14 protein-coding genes are annotated in these 17,806 nt (G+C 61.4%); 5 read left to right on the plus strand and 9 right to left on the minus strand.

All coding sequences use genetic code 11. From position 1 onward, the window contains the following. Nucleotides 1-38: 38 nt before the first annotated feature. From LJF34_RS14920 to LJF34_RS14950, 7 genes are all read right to left on the minus strand, one after another. Nucleotides 39-602 carry a hypothetical protein gene (locus LJF34_RS14920; RefSeq protein WP_231185969.1) on the minus strand — a complete coding sequence of 188 codons (564 nt, stop codon included), beginning with the start codon at nucleotides 600-602 and terminating at the stop codon, nucleotides 39-41. Between the two features lie 37 nt (nucleotides 603-639). After that, nucleotides 640-1,089, minus strand: a complete 450-nt coding sequence (locus tag LJF34_RS14925; RefSeq protein ID WP_231185971.1) for a hypothetical protein — start codon at nucleotides 1,087-1,089, stop codon at nucleotides 640-642. Next, nucleotides 1,089-2,420, minus strand: a complete 1,332-nt coding sequence (locus LJF34_RS14930) for an ABC transporter ATP-binding protein (protein ID WP_231185973.1) — start codon at nucleotides 2,418-2,420, stop codon at nucleotides 1,089-1,091. The genes LJF34_RS14925 and LJF34_RS14930 overlap by 1 nt, the downstream gene beginning before the upstream one ends. Next, nucleotides 2,417-3,493, minus strand: coding sequence for an ABC transporter ATP-binding protein (locus LJF34_RS14935; protein WP_231185975.1), 1,077 nt, complete (start codon nucleotides 3,491-3,493; stop codon nucleotides 2,417-2,419). The genes LJF34_RS14930 and LJF34_RS14935 overlap by 4 nt, the downstream gene beginning before the upstream one ends. Continuing rightward, nucleotides 3,493-4,953, minus strand: coding sequence for an ABC transporter permease (locus tag LJF34_RS14940; protein WP_231185977.1), 1,461 nt, complete (start codon nucleotides 4,951-4,953; stop codon nucleotides 3,493-3,495). The genes LJF34_RS14935 and LJF34_RS14940 overlap by 1 nt, the downstream gene beginning before the upstream one ends. A 1-nt stretch (nucleotide 4,954) precedes the next feature. Continuing rightward, nucleotides 4,955-5,977 carry an ABC transporter permease gene (locus tag LJF34_RS14945; RefSeq protein ID WP_231185979.1) on the minus strand — a complete coding sequence of 341 codons (1,023 nt, stop codon included), beginning with the start codon at nucleotides 5,975-5,977 and terminating at the stop codon, nucleotides 4,955-4,957. Between the two features lie 195 nt (nucleotides 5,978-6,172). After that, complete coding sequence (locus LJF34_RS14950) at nucleotides 6,173-8,044, minus strand: ABC transporter substrate-binding protein (protein ID WP_231185981.1); 1,872 nt, start codon at nucleotides 8,042-8,044, stop codon at nucleotides 6,173-6,175. A gap of 317 nt (nucleotides 8,045-8,361) precedes the next feature. Between LJF34_RS14950 and LJF34_RS14955 the strand changes: the two genes are divergently transcribed. The 3 genes from LJF34_RS14955 to LJF34_RS14965 all read left to right on the plus strand — a co-directional run bounded on the left by LJF34_RS14955 (nucleotide 8,362) and on the right by LJF34_RS14965 (nucleotide 13,278). Continuing rightward, nucleotides 8,362-8,535 carry a hypothetical protein gene (locus LJF34_RS14955; protein ID WP_231185983.1) on the plus strand — a complete coding sequence of 58 codons (174 nt, stop codon included), beginning with the start codon at nucleotides 8,362-8,364 and terminating at the stop codon, nucleotides 8,533-8,535. Between the two features lie 236 nt (nucleotides 8,536-8,771). Then, the gene (locus LJF34_RS14960; RefSeq protein WP_231185985.1) at nucleotides 8,772-9,191 is read left to right on the plus strand and encodes a PPC domain-containing DNA-binding protein; all 420 of its coding nucleotides are present in this window, start codon (nucleotides 8,772-8,774) and stop codon (nucleotides 9,189-9,191) included. 1 nt (nucleotide 9,192) lies between these two features. Further along, entirely contained in the window at nucleotides 9,193-13,278 is a 4,086-nt protein-coding gene (locus LJF34_RS14965; RefSeq protein ID WP_231185987.1) for a DNA-directed DNA polymerase II large subunit, read from the plus strand. A 677-nt stretch (nucleotides 13,279-13,955) separates the two neighbouring features. Here LJF34_RS14965 and LJF34_RS14970 read toward each other — a convergent pair. After that, the gene (locus tag LJF34_RS14970) at nucleotides 13,956-15,056 is read right to left on the minus strand and encodes a DUF373 family protein (protein WP_231185989.1); all 1,101 of its coding nucleotides are present in this window, start codon (nucleotides 15,054-15,056) and stop codon (nucleotides 13,956-13,958) included. Between the two features lie 224 nt (nucleotides 15,057-15,280). Here LJF34_RS14970 and LJF34_RS14975 point away from each other — a divergent pair, with 224 nt between their 5' ends. Both LJF34_RS14975 and LJF34_RS14980 read left to right on the plus strand, forming a co-directional pair. Then, nucleotides 15,281-16,156 carry an alpha/beta hydrolase gene (locus tag LJF34_RS14975; protein WP_231185991.1) on the plus strand — a complete coding sequence of 292 codons (876 nt, stop codon included), beginning with the start codon at nucleotides 15,281-15,283 and terminating at the stop codon, nucleotides 16,154-16,156. 52 nt (nucleotides 16,157-16,208) lie between these two features. Then, nucleotides 16,209-17,204: a radical SAM protein gene (locus LJF34_RS14980; RefSeq protein WP_231185993.1), complete on the plus strand. Its 996-nt coding sequence runs from the start codon at nucleotides 16,209-16,211 to the stop codon at nucleotides 17,202-17,204. Between the two features lie 39 nt (nucleotides 17,205-17,243). Here LJF34_RS14980 and LJF34_RS14985 read toward each other — a convergent pair whose 3' ends face one another. After that, nucleotides 17,244-17,684 (minus strand): GNAT family N-acetyltransferase, encoded by a 441-nt coding sequence (locus LJF34_RS14985; RefSeq protein WP_231185996.1) that lies wholly within the window; start codon nucleotides 17,682-17,684, stop codon nucleotides 17,244-17,246. Between the last annotated feature and the right edge of the window lie 122 nt (nucleotides 17,685-17,806).

Consider the following 17,806-nt stretch of genomic DNA (forward strand, 5'->3'; position numbering starts at 1 on the left):
GGAGCGGACGCGGCAAGGTGCGGGGAGACGCGGGGGAACTACTCGTCGTCGCCGACGTTCGCTTCGACGACGTAGTTCTGGTACTTCTCGGGGTCGGGGAAGAACTTGGTGTGGTCGTCGTGGCGGAACGTTCCGTGAACCGTGCCGTCCAAGGTCTGGACGTGGCTGAACATCTCCTCCTCTCTCACCGCCGTTTTCACGAGCGGCGGGGCGTGCATCATCTCGTACGTCCCCGCGATGAGAATCGCGGTTCGGGTGTCGGGGTCGAGGAACTGCGTGAGCATGAACACGCGCGACTCCATCTCCTTGCGGAAGACCTGATACTGCGGGAACGTCCCCTCCTCGACCGCTTCGCGGAAGTCGTCGGCGTAGTTGTCCGGGATGACGTAGACGAGACCGAATCGGTCGGTATCGCCCGCCTCGGGACCCTCCGGTGCGGTGTGGCTGGCGGGAACTTTGACGACGTCCCAGCCCTCGGATTCGAGGTCGTCAGCCATCATGTTCATGTCTTCGAGCGTCATCCCCCACGCGTCCTTCTCCGCGTCCGCGTTCGCCGCGATTCGGTCGGCATAGTTGCCTTCATCGTCGCCGGTTTCTGGCATACCGCGATGTCAGGTTCCGAAGCGGTAAAAACTGTTGTTACACACCAACGCCGAACGCGGCTTCCATGAGGAACGACGTGAGGAGGATGGCGATGCTGGCGAGGAACAGTTTCGCGCCGGTCGAAAACCGCTCCTCAGGAGGAATCGAATAGCGCGAAAGCGGCGGCAGTCGCTGCACGGCGGACTGAAACCGCGTCTCCTCGCGCGAGCCGATGACTTCACCGGTCGTCTCGGTGCGCTTGATTTCGATTTCGTCGCCGGATTTGTCCACGTTCCACGCGCGGGACGGGCGCAACTGAAACGCGCCGTATCCGAACAGCACGAAGCCGACCAAGAACAGGAAGTATTTGATGCCGAGCAGGCCGCCGCCGAGCGGGAAACTCACGACGAACCCGACGACGAACGCCACACCGGTCACTGCGATGGCGTAGACGAGTGCGTCGAGCACCTGTCGTCCCCGTCGCGGAGACCGATCCAGCGCGTCCATTACCGCATCGTGTACGGCGTGAACTCGTCAGGCTCCTCGTAGTCGTCGAGGTGGCGGTGACAGTGGCTGAAGCGACCGGAGTCGCTCACCACGTTGTCGCCGGGCGAGTCCGAATCACAGACGCTTCCGAACACGCCGCGCAGGTACTCGCGAGCCTGCTGTTCGTCGTTGTTCTCGATGTAGCCCGATGCCTCGTCGATGTGCTGTTGGACGTTCCGCGGGATTTTCACGTCGGCGAACAGTTCCTGTTGAATCTCCCCGATGTCGGAAAACCGCGTCTCCATACCGAGGAGTTCCTTCACCTGATCCGTCACCGACCGGTCCGCGCGTGACCGTGCGCGGACGACTTCGCGGAAGATTTCGATGTTGAGCCAGAGTTCGTCGTCCACGTTTTGGAACTCCTCGGGCCGAATCTTCATCGGGCATCGCGTGCTGAACGGACATCCCTTCGGCGGGTCTCGGGGACTCGGGGGCGTCCCCCGAAGCGTGACGCGTTCGCCGCGACTCGTCGGGTCGGGGTCCGGAATCGCCGAGAGGAGCGAAATCGTGTAGGGGTTCTTCGGGTTCTCGAACAGTTCTTCCGCCGGTCCGAGTTCCATGATGTGACCGAGATACATCACCGCCACGCGGTCACAGATGTGCCGAACCACGGAGAGGTCGTGGGCGATGAACAGGTAGGTCAGGCCGAACTCGTCCTGCAAGTCTTCGAGCAGGTTGAGAATCTGGGCCTGCACGGACACGTCCAGTGCCGAAACCGGTTCGTCCAGCACGATGAACTCGGGTTCGAGCGCGAGCGCGCGGGCGATGCCGATACGCTGGCGCTGCCCGCCGGAGAACTGGTGCGGATAGCGGTAGTAGTGTTCGGGCTGCAACCCGACCACGTCGAGGAGTTCACGGACGTGTTGACGGCGCTCCCGCGGCGTCTTCCAGTCGTGAACGTCCAGCGGTTCGCGGATGATTTCGCCGACCGTCATCCGGTCGTTGAGGCTGGACTCGGGGTCCTGAAAGACCATCTGACTGTTGCGCCGCCAGTTCTTGAGGTCCTTGCCCGACAGTTCCGTGATGTCGGTACCGTCGAACACCACCTCGCCGGAGGTCGCCTCCTCCAACTGGATGAGCGTCCGGCCGAGCGTCGATTTCCCACAGCCGGATTCGCCGACCAGACCGAGCGTCTCGCCGCGGCTGATTTCGAGCGAAACGCCGTCGACGGCCTTGACGGGGGTCGAATCGATGAGACCGCCGTCGCCGTAGTAGGTCTTCAGGTCGTTTATCTCGACGAGCGTCTCGCCTTCGGAGACGGAAGTGGATTTACTCTGTTGGACTTCGCTCATAGTTCCTCCTCAGTTTCGCTTGCGGTATTTCGATGCACGTCGATGGCTTCGGATTGCGATACGTCTTCGGGGTACAGCAAGCACGCCGCCGTGTGGTCGTCCACGTCGCCGTTGACTTCGACGGGGACCGGATGGACCTTGTCGCACGAGTCGAACGCCTCGGAACACCGAGGGGCGAACCGACAGTAGGTCGCCGGTTCGTTCGGCGTCGGAACGTCGCCCTCGATGGTGACGAGTCGGTCCGAGTCCGGGCTGTTCCCCGGAATGCTTCGAAGGAGACCACGCGTGTAGGGATGTCGTGGGTTTTCGAACAGTTCCACGACGGGCGCGCTCTCGATGATTTCGCCTGCGTACATCACGTTCACACGGTCCGCGATTTCGGCGATGACACCCATGTCGTGCGTGATGAACATGATCCCGAGGTCGCGTTCCTCCTGCAATTCGTCGAGGAGTTCGAGGATTTGGGCCTGTATCGTCACGTCGAGCGCAGTCGTCGGTTCGTCACAGATGAGGAGTTCGGGGTCACAGGCGAGCGCCATGGCGATGACCGCTCGCTGGCGCATCCCGCCCGAGAACTCGTGGGGGTACTCACGAACGCGCCGCCCCGCGTCCGGGATACCGACCGCTTCGAGCAGGTTGATGGCTTCCTTGGTCGCCTCCGTTCCCGTCAGTCCTTGGTGGAGGCGGAGCGACTCCTTGATCTGATTTCCGACGGAGTACACGGGATTCAGACTCGTGAGCGGGTCCTGAAACACCATCGCGATGTCGCCGCCGCGAATCTGTCGGTACTCCTTTTCGGTCTTCGTCGTCAACTCGTCGCCCTTGAACCGGATGCTTCCGTCGAGGATGCGGCCCGGCGAGTCGACGAGGCCCATGATGGAGCGCGCGGTGACGCTCTTTCCGGACCCGGATTCGCCGACGATACCGACCGTCTCCCCGGGCTTGATGTCGAACGAGACGCCGTCACAGGCCCGGATGACTTCCTTGTCGGTGAAGAAGGCCGTCTGGAGGTTCTCGACGCTGAGAATCGGCTCCGTGTCGGCCATCGAGGAGACGCGCTGGCGCGATGCCATTATGCGCCACCTCCCGCTGCGGCGACTTCAGCACCGGTGTCGTCGCCGGATTCGCTCTGTGGGTCGACGGCGTCACGGATGCCGTCACCGAGTGCGTTGAAGGCGGTGACGACGAACACGATGAGGATACCCGGAATGAGCGAGATGTGCCACGAGGAAGTCGCCACGAACCCCTGACCCATGGCCACTGCACGACCCCACTCGGGTGTCGGTGCGTTGATGCCGATGCCGAGGAACGACAGTCCCGCAACCGCGATGATGATGCCGCCGAGGGTCATCGAGGAGTAGACGAGCAGATAGCCGAGGATGTACGGTGCCATGTGCTTTTTCATGGTCGTGACCGGGCTCTGCCCGAAACTCTTCGCCGCGTCGATCCACTCCTGTTCCGAGACTTGGAACGCCGGACCGCGCACCGCACGCCAGAGGAATGGCCACCCCGTCCCGGCGAACAGCAACGCGAGTAAGAGTCCACCGTTGTACACTCCCGCAATCCACGTGTCCTTAAAGACGGCCGAGAGCATGATGAGGAGCAGGAGGCGCGGAATCGACATGATCGAGTCACCGACGATGACGACGCCGAGGTCGACGATCCCTTTGTAGTAGGCCGTCAGTAGCGCGAACGCCGTCGCGATGATACCGCTCACCAGAATGGCGGTGACGCCGATGAACAGCGAGACGCGAGCGCCGTGTACCATGAAGGTGTACAGGTCCTTCCCGTTCTGTAACGTCCCGAACGGGTGCCATCGACCGTAGTCGTCGTAGGTCATCGGGCCGACGTTACTCGACCCTTCCGACGCCGAACCCAAGTTCGCCTCACCGATGGTTACTTCTTCGACTTGGTTGGTTTCCTTGTCGAGGTAGTGGACGCTGTAGGAGTACGGATTATTGATGTTCCGCTCGATGGTCGTCGTCCCCATTGCAGGGGCGAAGATTGCCATCACGATGAACATGAAGATGACGACGAACCCGAACAGTCCCCACGAGTGGCGACGGAACCGGTTCACCATGTCGTCACGCGGGGTCCAGTCGGCGTACCGATAGTGTTGCCGGAAGGTGAGGTAGCCGCGCCATATCCAGTACAGGAAGGCGAGGGAGTAGGCGTAGATGAGGACGGTACGAATCGTCCACACGATAGCCGGGGAGAGTCCGAGGAACGTCCCTTTCCAGCCACCTTGTGGTGACTGCCACCCGCTGTTGTCGAATATCTCCCTCGTCAGGAGCGTCGGCAAGTTCGCCAGCGCGTCGCCGAGCGTGGCGAACGGTGCGGCGACGGGTTTGAGGAACGGCAGTTTGTCCATCAGCGATGCCCACGGAAGCGCCATTATCGTGCCGGACAGGGCACCGAACTCTACCGCGACGAGCAGCAGGAATCCGGCGATCCAAAGCGTAGCGGGTTGTGGGTTGTCCGCGATTCGTTCACGAAGCGGACGCTCTTCTCGAATGTTCGAATTGGAACTCATATCAGGCGCCTCCATCGTAGCCGACCCGGGGGTCGATGAGGGTGTACAGGATGTCCTGTACGATGTTGATTGTCACGACGAGCAGGATGAAAATGAACATCAGCGACCCGACGAGCGGCAGGTCGCCGGCCATAATCGCATTGAAGAACAGTTGCCCGAGGCCGCTGATGTCGAGCACCGACTCGACGAGCACCGAACCGCCGATGAGCAGGAACGCCTCGCCCGTGATGATGGGAACGAGCGGGATGAGCGCGTTCCGGAAGATGTGTTTCCAGACGAGCGACCGCGGCGGGACACCCTTCGCGCGTGCGGTCTCGATGAAGTTCGAGTTCACCGTCTCCAACACGGCGGTCCGGCCGATACGCATCTCGTTCCCCATCGATGCGGAACCGAGGACGATGGCCGCCGGTGCGATTTTCTTGATAGCCGCCAGAAGTCCCTGTGGGTTCGTCAATTCCTGTGGGTCGTTGAACGGAACACCGATGACGGTGGTGTGGACGAGCCAGTTCTGCCAATCGAACCCGAACAGAACGTTTTCGGAGTTCGAGAGGACGGAAAGGAATATGATGGCCAGCCAGAAGTTCGGCATCGCACGCCAGACGATACCGCCGAACGAAGCGAAGTAGTCGCTCCACGAGTTCGGGTTGAGTCCGGCGTAGAATCCGAGCGGGATGCCGACGAAGATGGCGATGAGGACCGACCAAAAGCCCAACCAGATGGTTCGCGGGGCGTATTCGATGATGAGCGAATTCGCCGTGCGGTCGGGGAACAGCACCCACGACTTGCCCAAGTTGAAGGTGAGCATGTTGGTCATGTAGTCGATGTACTGTGCCCATAACGGCTGGTTAAGGCCGAGTTGATTCTTGATCTGCTGGTATGCCTGCGGGTTCCCGGTCGGTCCGAGGATTGCTCCAACGGGGTCCATCGGACCCATACGGAGGACGATGAACGTTATCGTCATTCCGAATATCAGGATGGGAACGGACAGGAGCAGTCGACGACCGAAGTAGCGCCATCGACTCATGCCGTCCGGTTCACCTCCTGCTCAAGCGTAATCGTGTCGTGCGGTAGGTTGCACCCTATGGTAACCGCGTTCATGGCTGATACGGATACGTATTTTGCGTTCCTCTCATTATGTCTTGCGATAGCATTACCGCCGATTTCGGGACATAGACACCGCTAACGAGACGGAAAAAGAAATATGAACGACTGCCGGTCGTTATTTGTTCCGTTCGCTCAGCTTGACCTTATTGTACATCTGTCGACTGTAGCCGGCGCCACCGTACTTCGGCGCGTCGACCCACTCGAAGGCGAAGCGCTCGGAGAGGCCGTGATACATGTTGAGGAAGGTGACGTCCTCCCAGTTGGCCTCTTCCATCTTGATGTAGGCCTTTTGCCGGGCCTTCATCTCCTCGTCCGTCGGACCGCTGTTGTTCTGAATCGTCTCCCACGCCTTCGTCGCTTTCTTCGCGGCGGGCGTACCCGACCAGTTCGTGTACGACTGCGGCGAATCCTTCGACGTGTCGGTCAGCGGCGGGTAGAGCAGGCCGAGGAAGTTGTCCGGCTTGGGCCAGTCCATGATCCAGCCGAGCGAGTAGGCTTCGAGCTTACCCTGACGACCGCGCTGCAGCAGCGTGGAGAACGCCGTCTTCTTGATCTCCATCTCGATGTGTGCCGACTGCAACTGGTCGCGGAGGAGTCCGGCCAGTTGGGGCCACGTCGAGGAGGACTTGTAGACGGTGAAGGTGAAGCTGAACTTGTTGTTCTCGTTGTAGCCAGCGTCCTCCATCACCTGCTTTGCCTTCTCGAGGTTGGACTCGTTGTAGCTGTACGGGTACTTGCTCTCGGCGTGGCTCTTGTACTTCGGCGCACCGCCGGGGTAAATCATCGGGGGCGTGAGGTGGTACGCCGGTGCACCACGGCCCTTGAACACTTCCTCGACGATGGTTTCCTGATTGGCCGCGTAGGCGACTGCCTGGCGGACGGCCTTCGGAACCGTCGCGGTGTTGAAGCCCATGTAGTAGGTGTTGATGGTCGACACACCGAGGTAGTCGAGCGTGTTGCCCTTCTCGGGTCCGTACTTACCGACCGTGCGACCGAGGTCGTCCGTACTCGTGTCGCTGATTTTGTCGGCGTTGTATTTGGACGTCGGGATGAAGTGGCTCCCGTACCCCATGTCCGCGTTCTGGCTCACGGCACCGTAGTTGTACTTCGCCTCGGAGTTCGAGGAGATCTTCCAGTGGACCGCGTCGACCTTCGCCACGTCACCGTGGTAGTCCTCGTACTTCTCGACTTCGGCGGCGACGTTCGTCTGCCAACTCTTGAACGAGAATGGACCAGCACCGACGGGCTTTTTCGTCGCGAATTTGCTCTGTTTCATTTCGCCATCGTAGCCTTCGATGTCGCCGACGATGCCTTCGGGGACTGCCGCGAAGGACGTGTAGGCGAGCATCTCCAGCGTGGCGTGGAACGGCTTCTCGAGCGTCATCTCGAGGGTGTAGTCGTCCTTCGCCTTGAGCGCGAGCGAGTTCGCTTTTGCGACGGTCAGTTCGTGTTCTCCCTCGTCGTCCGTGTACGTCTTCGTCGTCGTTTCGTGTTTGACGCCGATGGAACTCAGAATGAAGTACTGCCGACGGGAGTTCTTCGATTCGGCGAGACGCCGCCACGAGTAAACGATGTCCTTCGCCGTGACTTCCTTGTCGTTGTGGAACTTTACGCTCTCTTTGAGGTGGAAGGTGTAGGTCTTCTGGTCGTCGGAGACCTCGTGCCCTTTAGCGAGCTGTTTCTCGACGGCAATCTCCCCGTTCGGATAGTTCATGAGGGAGTCGAAAATTTGCTGAATGATGGTGCCGGACGCGGTATCTGCCGCTTTCACCGGGTCCAAGGTGGTCACCGTCGAGTTCATGAGTTGCAGCGTCTTGCCACCGCTGCCACCGTTACCGTCGCCGTTGCCGTCGCCGTTGCCGTTTCCGTCGCCATTACCGTTACCGTTGTCGTCGCCGCCCGTACAGCCAGCGAGCGCGACAGCCGATGCCGCACCTCCAGTTGCTTGTAGGAACCGCCGACGGGTCAGGTTGTCAGTATCTGTCATCCACAGTCGGATTGTGTATCATAGCGGATAAACTTACCGTTTAGTATTGGCATCGTTACGGTCATAAACACGTAGTTTATTGCAGTTCGTAGCCGATTCGGGTATTATATTGAAGAAATATTTTTCCCATTGATTGGAAAGAATATAAAATGCGGAAAGGAAACACGTTGGCAAAACCGAACGGGAAACGTGGTGTTATTTTCATGAAATACATCGTTGTCGGCTATTTTACCGGTTTTTCAAGAAGTCCGTGTCTCCGCTAGACCGGTTGTCGGCGTTTCGGTGGCCTTATATCCCTTGGTACACACTCTCAAAGTATGACGCCGGATACGGCAGCAATGTCGGTGTCGCTTGCAAACGACTCCGAGGTCATGGCCTCGGTGGACGATGACGGGCAGACGGAACGGCTCGTCATCGCAGACGTGTCCCGAGATGACGCGTGGATTTGCATGCGAGTAACGGACACTGCCGCACTCTCGAACTGGCGATAGTCCCCCTCGATACCGCTTCGACTCCGAACAGCCCTCTCACCACGGATCCACTTTTTCACCTCGCGACGAGCACCCGGAGAAACGGTAACTAATTCGATGGGAATGGATACCATACTCGGAGTACGGTCGCCAGAACGGATATCGTACTCGGGAAAGAGACCCATACTCGCGCGCCGAGCGGAAACCCGACGGGCGATACTGAACCTTTTTTTCCCCGGACGCTGTTCCTTGCAGACATGGACTATCGGGAGGTCGCCGGGGAACGGGAGTTCGTTGCCCGACTCGGACACGGAGCGGACTGGCGCGAAGAGATAGAATCCCTGGCCGACGACGAGGATGTCGATGCCGCGTGGTTCATCGCGATGGGCGCGGTGCAGGACGCGGACGTTTGGTTCTACGATCAGGACGAAACGGAGTACCGCGAGGTTCGATTCGACGAACCGCTCGAAGTCGCCTCGTGTGTGGGCAACATCGCGCTCCTCGACGGCGAGCGGTTCGCGCACACTCACGCGGTTCTCTCCCGACGGTCGGGGCAGTCGCTCGCCGGGCATCTCGACTCGGCGACGGTGTTCGCCGGAGAGTTGTACATGCGGACGTTCGAAGAATCACTCGTCCGGGAACACGACGACTCGACCGACTTGGACCTCTGGCTCTGACATGCGCGACGAAGACCGGCAGTATTTCGAGCGACTGGAATCGCGGTTGGACGAGGCCTTCGACGTGGCGGAGACGGCAAAAGAGCGCAGCGGCGACCCGCAACCCGAAGTCGAAATTCCGGTCGCAAAGGACATGGCGGACCGGGTGGAGAACATCCTCGGTATCGAGAACGTCGCGGAGCGCGTCCGCGAACTCGAAGGGGAGATGTCCCGCGAGGAGGCCGCCCTCGAACTGGCGAAGGATTTCGCGGACGGCAACGTCGGGGATTACGAGACCCGTGCCGGGAAAATCGAGGGTGCGGTTCGCACCGCGGTTGCACTGTTGACGGAGGGTGTCGTCGCCGCGCCCATCGAGGGAATCGACCGCGTCGAACTCCTCGAAAACGACGACGGGACGGAGTTCGTCAACGTCTACTACGCCGGGCCGATTCGGTCGGCGGGCGGGACGGCACAGGCGCTTTCGGTCCTCGTCGCGGACTACACGCGAGCGCTCATCGGGTTGGGCGAGTACGAGGCGCGCGACGACGAAATAGAGCGCTACGCCGAGGAGATAAACCTCTACGACTCCGAAACCGGACTGCAGTACTCCCCGAAGGACAAGGAATCGAAGTTCATCGCGAAGAACATGCCCGTCATGCTGGACGGGGAGGCGACGGGTGACGAAGAGGTGTCGGGGTTCCGCGATTTGGACCGCGTGGACACCAACAGCGCCCGCGGCGGAATGTGTCTCGTTCTCGCGGAGGGTATCGCGCTCAAAGCGCCCAAGATACAGCGATACACGCGGAACCTGGACGAAGTCGACTGGCCGTGGTTGCAGGACCTCATCGACGGCAGCATCGGAAAGGACGACGGGAAATCGGAGGAAGACGACGCGGTGGCTGACGATGGTGACGACGATGACGAGGAGGAAGACGGGGAACGCGGAGTGGAAGGGGAAACCGACGAGTTACACGGACCGCCTCGCGTCGGCGAGGCGACGAAGTTCCTCCGCGACCTCATCGCCGGACGTCCCGTGTTCACCCACCCGTCCCGTCCCGGCGGGTTCCGCCTCCGCTACGGGCGGGCGCGAAACCACGGCTTCGCGACGGCGGGTGTGCAGCCCGCGACGATGCACCTCGTGGACGACTTCCTGGCGACGGGGACCCAGATCAAAACCGAACGCCCCGGAAAGGCCGGCGGCGTCATCCCCGTCGATACCATCGAGGGGCCGACCGTCCGGTTGGCGAACGGCGACGTGCGTCGCATCGACGACACCGACGAGGCGCTCGAAATCAGAAACGGCGTCGAGGAAATCCTCGACCTCGGGGAATACCTCGTCAACTACGGCGAGTTCGTGGAGAACAACCATCCGCTCCCGCCCGCGTCCTATGTGTTCGAGTGGTGGGTACAGGACTTCGAGCACGCCGGTGCCGACGTACAGGCGATGCGCGACGACCCCCACATCGACCTCGAAGACCCTCGAACCGAGGAGGCGTTGGAGTGGGCGACGGAGTACGACGCACCGCTTCATCCGACGTTCACCTACCTCTGGCACGACATCTCCGTGTCGGAGTTCGAGGCGCTAGCGGATGCGGTCGAAGCGGGCGAAGTCCGGGACGAGCGACTCGTTCTTTCGAACACCGAGACGGTACGGACGGCGCTCGAACACCTGCTCGTCGAACACAGGCAGGGCGAACTGTTGGAGATACCCGAGTGGGAAGCGCTCGTTCGGTCGCTCGGATTCGACGCCGACCGCACGCGCACGTGGGACGCACTAACACAGGAAGCGCGCGAGTGGGGCGAGAACGAACCCGGGGACAACGCGGTAAAGGCGGTCAACGAAGTCGCGCCGTTTTCCGTCCGGGAGCGCGCACCGACCCGAATCGGGAACCGAATGGGGCGGCCGGAGAAGTCCGAGAAACGCGAGATGAGTCCCGCGGTCCACACCCTCTTTCCGCTCGGCGAAGCGGGCGGCGACCAGCGCGACGTGGCGAAAGCCGCCTCCCACACCGAGGGAATGTCCGGAAAGCGCGGCCAAATCGAGGTGCGAATCGGTCGGCGGGAATGTGAGGACTGTGGCACCGAGACGTTCAAATGTCGATGTCCGGAGTGCGGCGGGAACAGCTATCCCGTGTACCGCTGCCCCGACTGTGAAACGCGCGTCGAACCGGACCAGGCGGGACGGGCCGAGTGTCCCCGCTGTGAGGTCCCCGCGACGAGCGTCGAGTGGCAGACGATAGAGATGAACGACGAGTATCGAAGCGCGCTCGAATCGGTCGGCGAGCGGCCGAACGTCTTCGATACGCTCAAAGGCGTCAAGGGACTCACCTCGGCGCACAAGACGCCCGAACCCATCGAGAAGGGTGTCCTCCGCGCGAAACACGACGTCAGCGCGTTCAAAGACGGCACGATTCGCTACGACATGACCGACCTTCCGGTCACGTCCGTCAGAGCGTCCGAACTGGACGTGGAAGCGGGGCAACTCCGCGCGCTCGGCTATGACGAGGACATCCACGGCGAACCGCTCCGGCACGACGACCAACTCGTCGAACTCCGGGTGCAGGACATCGTCCTCTCGGACGGCGCGGCCACCCACCTGCTCAAAACCGCCGACTTCGTGGACGAGTTGCTCGACGATTACTACGGCCTCGAATCCTTCTACGACATGGACGAGCGGGACGATCTGGTCGGCGAACTCGTCTTCGGGATGGCCCCGCACACATCCGCCGCCGTCGTCGGCCGCGTCATCGGCTTTACCAGCGCGGCGGTTGGCTACGCACATCCGTATTTTCATGCGGCGAAGCGAAGAAATTGCTTCCACCCGGAGACGAAGGTGTGGTATCGTGACGAGGACGAGGAGTGGCGATACGATGAAATTCGACAGTTGGTCGAAGAGCGGTTGGAAGAGCCGCGAACGGATGATTTCGGCGCGCTGGTCGAAGAGTTAGATGAAGAAATTCTCGTTCCGTCGATAGACGAGACAGGGAACGTCGTTCGAAAGCCCATCGAAGCGGTTTCAAAGCATCCGGCACCGAACCATTTAGTCGAAATCGAAACACGAAGCGGGCGGGAAATTACGGTGACTCCAGACCATTCGATGCTTCGGTGGAGCGGAAACGGCCTCGAAGAAATCGAAGCACGAGAGTTGGAGGTCGGTGCTTCGGTTCCCGGTTTCCTCGGAGAGGCTGGTTCTGGATTCTCGGAGGAAGACACGAGTTCAGGAGCAGTTGCGGACGGTGGGTCCTTCGAGCGCGACGAAGTGACGCGAGTCGAAATCGTTCAGTCCGAGATTTCGAACACGTACTGTGTCACCGTCCGAGACACGCACAACCTCGCCGCAAACGGAATCGCGACGAAGCAGTGCGACGGCGACGAGGACTGCGTGATGCTCCTCATGGACGGCCTGCTCAACTTCTCGAAGGAGTTCCTGCCGGACAAGCGCGGCGGGCAGATGGACGCGCCGCTGGTGATGTCCTCGCGCATCGACCCCTCGGAGATCGACGACGAGGCGCACAACATGGACATCGTGGACCGGTACCCCCGCGAGTTCTACGAGGCGACGCGGGAGATTGCCGACCCGGAGGACGTGGACATCACCATCGCGGAGGAGTACCTCGGAACCGACCGCGAGTACACCGGATTCCGGCACACCCACGACACCTCGAACATCGCGCTCGGGCCGGACCTCTCGGCGTACAAGACCCTCGGGTCGATGATGGACAAGATGAACGCCCAGTTGGAATTAGCTCGAAAGACCCGCGCCGTGGACGAAACAGACGTGGCCGAGCGCGTCATCGAGGGGCACTTCCTGCCCGACCTCATCGGGAACCTGCGCGCCTTTTCGCGGCAGGAAACGCGTTGTCTGGACTGCGGCGTGAAGTACCGCCGGATGCCGCTCTCGAGCGACTGTCGGGAGTGTGGCGGCCGGGTGAACCTGACGGTGCATCAGGGCTCGGTGAACAAGTACATGGACACCGCGATTCAGGTCGCCGACGAATACGACTGCCGGGAGTACACGAAACAGCGCCTTCGGATTCTGGAGCGCTCGTTGGAGAGCGTGTTCGAAAACGACAAGAACAAGCAGTCCGGAATCGCGGACTTCATGTGATTCGCCGCGAGCGATTCGAGGCGCGGAGCGCCTCGAAAAGCGAGGGGGTGGTTTTTGGTCCAGATTTTTGCGAGGAGCGGTGGGCGAACGAACGGAGTGAGTGAGCGCACCCGACGACGTAAAAAGGTGGTCGCGGAACGACAAGAACAAGCAGTCCGGAATCGCGGACTTCATGTGACTCACCGAAGAGAGCTGGTTGTTGCTGTTTCCGTGTTTAACACAGTCTCTCGACGATTTCGTCGTGGTGAGCCAGAGGATGAGTGTTACCTCTTGGGAGTAGACTTCGAAAGCCCCCGAACGTTCGCGATCGCTCTCCGGGATATTTTGGCTTCTCCACGCTGGAAGAGCGTTGCTCTTCCAAGCCCCCGTTCGCTTCGCTCACGGGGACACCGGCCAGCCAAAATAGTCGCCCGGACAGACGACTAAAACAAGCGCGAACGCCCGACCCCTTTCTGTCCCACCTCGCACCGCATCAGCCACACCCTCCCCAACCGACTCCTTCGCTCGTTCACTCGCTCAGTCACCCACCGTCAGAGCAAAGCTCTGACGAGCCATTCGTTCGTTCCTTCGTCACTCACGAAGACCTCGCACGCTTCGCCGAGACGACTCGGACGGGTTGTCCTCGTCGCCTCGCCAGCGCACGCCACCCGGGAGATATGGATTGTGGAAACGAATTCTTAGCTCGCTCGCGCCTGTCCTGACCTCGAATATCGGGATTCGGCGATGGCGAAGAGGAGCGTACTGGTGAGGCCGAGCAGGGTTCCCGCGGTGAGCACACCGGCGAGGAATTCGAGCGAGGCTCGGCTGAGGAAGTATGCGCTGACGGCGTAGAGGACGCCGCCGATGGCGAGGACGTAGAACGGCGCGTTCAGGTAGCGCCATTCGAACTCGTCGGCGAGGTACTCGTCGGTGATTTGGCCGAGGCTGGAGGTGATTCCGGCCGCGGAGAACCAGACGACCGCGCCGTAGATGAGCGCCGCGAGGACGCGGAGCGCGCCCAGACTTCGGCCGTCGTTCTGCACGCGAACGGCTTCGAGGTTTTCGATGCCGCTGACGCCGCCGATGACGAGGAGGGCGGCGGCAACGACGTAGGTGATGAGCGTCACGCGACCGGAGTAGAGGCTTCGTCTGGTCTTCTCCGCGAAGCGGTCCACCAACCGTTCGAGGCCGAGGCCACGGAAGAGGATGTACAACCCGAGGAGGCCCGAGATACCGCCGAAGACGGCGCTGCCGGGCATCCCGAGTTGGTCGGCGGCGAGCGCGAGCGGGTAGATGAGCAGCAGGATGCCCAGCGGGACGAGAATCGTGCCGCGGGTTTCGGGGTCGTCCAACACCTGTTTGATGGTGTAGTACATCGACTCCAAGTCCTGTGCCTGTCGGACGACGACCCGGCGGACGCCATCGACGGGGATGCGGGAGCGGATGACGGGAATGACGCTCTCGTCCTGTGCCCCGTCCGTGACGATAACGGTGGTGATCTCCTCGCTGGTGCTGAGGCCGGCGAGGACGGTGTCCACCTCCTCTCCGACTTCGCGGTTGGCACTGATGTCGCTCCCCTCGTTTCCGGTGACGATGGCGACTTCGACGCTCTCGTCGGAGCGGATTCGGTCGTAGAGGTGGACCCCTTCGAACATGACGTTGACGTCGCTGTCCTCGGGGTCTGCGGTGGCGAGCGCGACGGCGGCGGTTTCGACCTCGTCCCGTCCGACGACCGGCGTATCGAATCGGGTCTTTCGGCCGAGGTCGTCGTCCAGGTCCACACACAACACCAACAGCATTGCTGGGTGGTACGCGACGGACGGTTAATTGCTTTCGGGAGCGGGCGGTAGTGGTGTCGTCCGGCGGGGAGGAAGGGGATCGGATGACGTTCTGAAAACATGAACAGTGCGGATGACAGAAACGGCCGGGACATTCGAATGAACGGTCTAAACGGTGGGTTTGACGTCGTACGGTCGACATTAGCCCGCGAATAATAATACCCTCATACGGAAGTCTTCGACCAATGACTGGAACGCCGACACGTCGTCGCCTTCTCCACGCGGTCGGGGTCGCGGCGACGGCGACGCTGGCAGGATGTTCGTCCAGCGGCGACGACGAGACGTCGAGCGCCGAAACGACAGGCGGTACGCGGACGACCGGAACCGCCGTCGAGTCGACGAGTATGGGCACCGAAACCGACGGGACGACCGAAACGACCGCGTCCGGAACGACGGACGCGACGGAAACGACCGCTGACGAGACGACGGAAGAAACGACGACGAACGGGACGACGACCGAAACACCACCACCGGAGGTTGGTGGCGACGTCCGGTTTACGACTCGGAACGGGGCCACGGTTCGGGGCACGCTTCTGGGTGACGGCGAGTGTGCGCTCGTCTTCGCACACGACGCCGGGTTCGACAGGAAAAGCTGGCTCCCGATGGCGAAGCGGTTCGTGGAGAACGGCAACACCTGCCTCACCATCGACGTGAAACTGGGGAGCGACGCCGCGCCGGAGTACGTTCTCGCCGCGATTCGCTACCTGCGCGAGCGGGTCGGTGTCGAGCGCGTCCTCGTCGTCGGTGCCGGTGCGGGCGCGAACGCGGTCATCCGCGCGAACGCACGGGCGGAATCGGGGACGGTAGACGGGACGTTCGCGCTCTCGCCGGAGGAAGGCGAGGACGTCGTCGCCGAGATGCAGGGGTGGAAGCTGTTCGTCGTGAGCCAAGGGGACGACGAGGAGTACGTTCGGATGGCGAAACGGATGGAGGAGGTCGCCGAGAATCCCGCTCGCCTCGAACAGGTCAGCGGAAGCGAACACGGACAGGCCGTGGTCGAATCGAACCCCGAGGAGACGTGGTCGATCATGAACAGCCTCCTGCGAACGGTCTGCGGGTGAGCGGATCGATTCGCACGCTTTTTGAGGCTCGACGGGTAAAACGGTACAACGAATGATTTCCAAGGGCTGTGAACAGTGTGCCGAAGGCGGGAAGATGGTTCTCTTCGTCTACGGCTATTGCGACCAGCGCGACTGTTTTTACTGCCCCCTCGGCGAGAACCGGAAGAACGTCACCGACGTGTACGCCAACGAACGACTCGTCGAGGACGACGAGGACGTGATTACGGAGGCAAAGCGCATGAACGCGCTCGGCACGTCCATCACGGGTGGTGAACCGCAGGAGGCGATGAACAAGACCTGTCGGTACCTCTCGCTCCTCAAGGAGGAGTTCGGCGAGGACCATCACACGCACCTCTACACCGGAATCACGGGCGGGCGGGAGAACATGCGTCGACTGTCGGAGGCCGGACTGGACGAAATTCGCTTCCATCCGCCGTACGAACAGTGGGGCGACCTGCACGGAACCGAGTGGGAGGACATCCTCTACGTCGCCCGCGAGGAGGGACTCACGCCCGCGTTCGAGATTCCGGGCATCCGCGCCGAGGAGGAGTTCCTCGACTTCCTGGACGAGGGCGCGGCGGACTTCTGCAACATCAACGAGTTCGAGATGTCACAGGGGAACTACCGCCGGATGCAGGCCGAAGGGTTCGAACTCCAAGAGGGCCACATGTCCGCCGTCGATGGCTCGAAGGAGGACATCCTCGACGTGATGGGCGACCATCCGCGGACGTACTTCTGTACCTCGGTGTTCAAGGACGCCGCTCAACACCGCAACCGCCTGAAGCGGATGGCCCGCCAGATTCGCCGCGAGTTCGACGACGTGACGGACGACGGCACCCTGATTTACGGGAAAACGTGGACCGAGGAAGGACGGTTCGCCGACCTCGGCGTCCCCGAGGAGTTCTACACCGTCAAATCCGACCACATCGAAGTCGCGTGGTGGCTGTTGGAGGAGATGATAGAGGAAGGCGACGTGGAGAAGGGAGAAATCGTCGAGCAGTATCCGACCTACGACGGCCAAGTCGTGGAGCGGACGCCGTTGGCCTGAGTTTGCCGCGAGCGATGCGAGACGCGGAGCGCCTCGAAGTTACAGTTCTTTTTCGAGTAGCGGCGCGTCGTAAGGACGGTTGTCAAGGCTCTGCACGCCGGTTCGTTCGTACCCGCACCGGCGATACCAGTCTTCGAGAAACGGGTGATCCGAGAGCGTTCGAAGGCGAACCGTTCCCCATCCGTCCGACTTCACGTGTTCCTCCGCCGATTCGAGCAGCGCGCTGCCGATTCCGCGTTCCTGCCACTCGGGACTGACCGCGAGGCGGCCGATTTCGGGGAGTTCCCGATCCAGATGGGGAATCATCTGGACGGCACCGACGAACTCCCCGTCGTGAGCGGCAACGAACACCGTTCGGTCCCGAATCCACCGTGTGACGGTTTCCTCGTCGCAATCGGCGACGCTGGACGGAAATCCGATTTTCTCGTTCTCCGCATACGAGCGGCGATACAGATCGGCCAACGCCGATGCGTCTTCCACCCTCGCGTTCCGAATGACCGGGTTCACAACCACTCTACTGGGGCGTACACTCATTAAATCGGTCGGCGACCCAACCGCGGAGTCCAGCAACACCCTCGAAAAATCTCCGATTTTTCGGGCCG

It is taken from the genome of Haladaptatus sp. DYF46 (assembly GCF_021083305.1).
Classification (GTDB): domain Archaea; phylum Halobacteriota; class Halobacteria; order Halobacteriales; family Haladaptataceae; genus Haladaptatus.